Origin of the sequence: Spirillospora sp. NPDC049652, from assembly GCF_040675125.1 — a bacterium.
Taxonomy (GTDB): Bacteria; Actinomycetota; Actinomycetes; order Streptosporangiales; family Streptosporangiaceae; genus Spirillospora.
On record NZ_JBFAOF010000643.1, the window covers coordinates 1 to 4,277 of the forward strand.

General features: G+C 75.0%; 3 protein-coding genes. 1 reads left to right on the forward strand and 2 read right to left on the reverse strand.

From position 1 onward, the window contains the following. Positions 1 to 209: 209 nt before the first annotated feature. The gene (locus AB0J52_RS29750; RefSeq protein WP_500185913.1) at positions 210 to 626 is read left to right on the forward strand and encodes an MFS transporter; all 417 of its coding nucleotides are present in this window, start codon (positions 210 to 212) and stop codon (positions 624 to 626) included. Here the strand turns inward: AB0J52_RS29750 and AB0J52_RS29755 are convergent. Beyond that, positions 545 to 1,795, reverse strand: coding sequence for an FAD-dependent monooxygenase (locus tag AB0J52_RS29755; protein ID WP_500185915.1), 1,251 nt, complete (start codon positions 1,793 to 1,795; stop codon positions 545 to 547). The genes AB0J52_RS29750 and AB0J52_RS29755 overlap by 82 nt on opposite strands. A gap of 101 nt (positions 1,796 to 1,896) precedes the next feature. After that, on the reverse strand, positions 1,897 to 4,277 hold a 2,381-nt coding region (locus AB0J52_RS29760), incomplete at its 5' end, for an ATP-binding protein (protein ID WP_500185917.1).

Genomic DNA, 4,277 nt, shown 5'->3' on the forward strand with positions numbered 1-4,277 from the left:
CCGGGGGCGAAGGCGACCGCGACGCCGTGCTCGGTGGCGGCCTCCAGGTTGGCGTAGATGGGCCTGCCGTCGCTGCTGCCGCTCGCGTCGGGCACGCTGCCCGTCGTGCTCGCGGCGTGCGCGCGGCGCGGGGCTCGGCATCCTGGTCGTCGCGGGCACGGTGCTCACCGCCGAGACCGTCGCGCCCGAGCGGCGGGGCGAGGCGCTCGGTGTCTTTGGCATCGCTCGCGACGCCGTTCACGCGCTGGCTGTCCGGACGGTTCGCCGACCGGTACGGGGCGCGGGCGCTGCTCGTCCCGATGGTGCTGCTGACCACGGCCGGGGCGGCGACGCTGGTGTGGACGGGCAGCCCGGTCGCGGTGCTCGCCGGGCCGGGCCTGTTCGGGGCCGGGTTCGGCATCGCGCAGACGGCCACGCTGGCGCTGATGCTCGGCCGCGCGACCCGGCCCGAGTTCGGCCGGGTCAGCGCGCTGTGGAACATCGCGTACGACGCGGGGATCGGCGTCGGCGCGGTCGGGTTCGGCATCGTGGTGTCCGTCGCGTCCTACGCGGGCGGGTTCGCCGTCACCGCCGGGCTGCTGGCGCTCGTGGCCGTCCCGGTCTGGCTCGACCGCCGCGCCCGGTAGGTCTTCAGCGTGATGTTCTCGGCCGTCCGCCGGACGCCGTTCGCGATCATCTTCTTGCCCGGCAGGTACGGCATGAGCTTGTAGTTCTGCCGCAGCAGCCAGGCGATCACCCGGTTCTCCGGCACCATCAGCTTCGCGACGCCCTGCCCCTGCTTCCGGCAGCCGTCGGCGTACTCGCGCATCGCCTCCTCGTAGCGGGCGAACGCGACCGCGTGGTCGCCGCCGGCCTCGGCCAGCTCGCCCGCGAGGACGTACGCGGCGACCATGGCGAGGCCGGTGCCCATCCCCGACAGCGGGGACGGGCAGTACGCGGCGTCGCCGAGCAGGGCGACGCGGCCGCGCGTCCAGCCGTCCATCCGGACCTGGCCGACCGAGTCGAAGTAGAAGTCCGGGGCGTCCGCCATCATGCCGAGCAGCCGGTCGGACTCCCAGCCGTTGCCCGCGAACGTCCCGGCGAGCAGCCGCTGCTGCGCGGCGACGTCGCGGCGGTCGATGCCGGTGAGCGGCGCGCCGAAGTAGAACACGGCCTTGGCCTCGGTGTTCTCCCGCGCGCTGTACATCGTGACGACCTTGCCGGGCGTGGTGTAGGCGAGGCCCGCATGGTCGATGCCGAGGTAGTTCGGGACGGTGAAGACCGCGCAGTACAGGCCGAGGTGGGACACGAAGTCGTCCTCCGGCCCGAACGCGAGCCGCCGGACGTTGGAGTGCAGGCCGTCCGCGCCGACGACCAGGTCGTAGCGGCCGACCTCTCCGCTGTCGAAGGTGACCGTGACGCCGTCGCGGTCCTCGTCCATCCGGGCGATCGAGTCGCCGAACACGTACCGGGTGTACGGCTCGGTCTTCTCGAACAGGATGCGGGCCAGGTCGCCGCGCAGGATCTCCACGTCCCCGGCGAACAGGTCGGCGGGCATGGACGCCAGCTTCTTGCCGTGCGTGTTCACGTAGACCATCGCGCCGGTGTGGGTCTGCTCGCGGCGGATGTCGTCCAGGACGCCCATCTCCTCCAGGACGCGCAGGTGGACCTCGCCTCGGAAGTCGACGGCGTAGCCGCCGTCCCGCAGTCCGGGGGCCTTCTCGACGACCGTGACGGAGTAGCCGTGGCGGTGGAGCCAGTAGGCGAGGGCGGGACCGGCGACCGAGGCGCCCGAGATCAGGATGTTCTTCGTCATGGCCATGACTCTGCGAGAGGCCGCTCACCGCGACCTCACCGCGCGCTCACCGGCCCTCTGACCAGGGACGCAACAGTTCAGGAGCAGGGCATCGGAACGGCTCAGAACTCGGGCAGGGCGTGCAACGGCGACCTGCGGACGACCTCCTCCGGCAGGCCCGCCAGGAGCAGGACGCCCGTATGGTCGAGCCGCAGCCCCTCGCGGTAGGCCGTCGCGTAGGCGTCGTCCCCGAGCCGGGCGCGCGCCGTCCGCTCCACCTCGACGGCATCGCGGTCGCCCACCGCGTCCATGCCGCGCAGGACGGTCGCCGCTCCGAGCATGCGTGCGGCCACCTCGGCCTCCTGCACGCGCGCGAGGGCGACCATGGCTCGCGCCGCCTCGGACAGCGCGCCGATGACGGCCGCCACCTCGACCGCCTGGAGATAGAGACCGGCCGCCTCCGGACCCGGTTCGGCGATGCGTCCCAGGCCGATGAGGGTGCGGACGCGGTTCCCCACACTTTTCACCCAGGTGGGGTCGAAGCGCTCCAGGGCCTCCTCGTAGAGGCGGCGGGCCTCGTCCTCGTCACCGCCCGCCAACGCCATGTCGGCCAGGCCGCGGAAGGCCGCCGCCAGGCAGGTGGCGTTCCCGGCGCGGCGGGCCACGGCCGCGGCCTCCGCGTAGTCGGCGCGGGCGGCGTCCGGATCGTCCGCCGCGCGCAGGTCGCCCCGGTTGCAGAGCAGGTCGGCGACGTCGTCGGCCGCGCCCAGCTCCCCGGCGAGGGTCAGCGCCTCCTCGGTGAGCGCGATCGCGCGGGCCGTGTCACCGGACGTCGCGGCGAGCCCGGCCAGAGCGTCGAGCGCTAGGGCCGTCCCCCAGCGTTCGCCCAGCTCGCGGAAGCCCTCGGCGGCGGTCCTGTACTCCTGCTCGGCCTGCGCGAGATCGCCGTGGGCGAGCTGCGGATACCCCGACATCAAGTGCGCCGCCGAACGTGCCCACCGGTCCGGGCTGTCGCGCTCGGCCATGAGGATCGTGAACTGCACGCCCACGTCCCCGCCGCCGACGGAGCCCATCAGCCACTGGAGGGCCGCCATCGGGTTGCGCAGCGGACGGTCCGCGCCGGCCAGCGCCGCCCCGGCGCGCTCCCGCTGCTCCTTGGTGGCGTGCGTCCCGGCGATCGTGACGCAGACGGCGTGCTCCTCGGGCGGGAGACCGGCATCCGGCAGGTCCAGGAGGGCGGCGGCGAGCGGCGCGGCCGAGCCCGCCAGCCCCCGGATCCACAGGTACACCGACATGGCCGACAGCAGCGCGGACGCCGTCTCGGCACGGCCGGCGGCGACGGCCCGGCGGAGCGCCGCGAACAGGTCGTCGTGCTCGGCCGCGAGCCGGTCGAGCGCAGCGAGCTGCCCCGCCCCGAGCAGGTCGGCGTGGGCGGCGAGGTCCAGGAGGTGGGCGGCGTGCGCGGCCTCGACCTCGTCCGTCTCGCCCGCCTCGGCGAGCTTCTCCGCCCCGTACGCGCGGATCGTCTCCAGCATCCGGTAGCGGCCCTGGGAGAAATCCAGCAGCGACCGGTCGGCCAGCGCGGTCAGGGTCTCCTCGTCCGCGCGCGCGACGGCCAGCGCGGAAGCGGCCGTCGCTCCCCCGGCGAACACCGTGAACCGGCGCGCCGCCGCGCGCTCGTCCTCGGTGAGCAGTTCCCAGCTCCAGTCCACGACGGCGCGCAGCGTCCGGTGCCGGGCGTCGGCGGTGCGGCTGCCGCGCGCCAGCAGCGCGAACCGGTCGTCCAGGCGCGCGGCCACGTCGGACAGCTCGTGGGTGCGCAGCCGGGCCGCCGCCAGCTCGATCGCGAGCGGCAGATCGTCCAGCGCGGCGCAGACCTTCCGGACGAGCGCGCCGTCCAGGACGACGTCGCGGCGCGCGGCCCTGGCCCGCTCCTCGAACAGCCGCACGGCGTCGTCCTCCGGAAGCGGCCTGACCTGCCACAGCCGCTCGCCGTCCACGTCGAGGGGCTCCCGGCTGGTGGCGAGAATCCGCAGGTCGGGGCATGCGGACAGGAGCCGCCACGCGAGGTTCGCGGCGTCCCCGACGACGTGCTCGCAGTTGTCCAGGACGAGCAGCAGGCCGCGTTCGGCGAGCGCGGCGACCAGGCGCTCCTCGGGGTCCGGGTCGGCTCCCCCGCCGCTCAGCAGACCGCGTTCGCGCAGGCCGAGCGCCTGGAGCACCGCCTGCGCCGGATCGGCGACGGGGGCGAGCGGCGCGAACGCGACCTCGCCGTCCCAGCGCCGCGCCACCTCCCCCGACAGCCGCGTCTTGCCGACGCCGCCCGGCCCGAACAGCGTGACCAGCCGTCCGGTCGCCAGGCCGTCGAGGACGCCCGCCACGTCGTCGTCCCGCCCGATGAAACCGCTGATGGGAGAGCCCGGACGGGCCACCCGGGGACGCCCGGCCGCCGGCGGCGACGACGGTGCCGGGGCGGCGGGCGCGCCCCGCAGGAGGGTCCGGT

Coding starts and splice junctions, on each gene's coding strand:
- AB0J52_RS29755 (WP_500185915.1), bottom strand. CDS start 1,795: ATGACGAAGAACATCCTGATCTCGGGCGCCTCGGTCGCCGGTCCCGCC.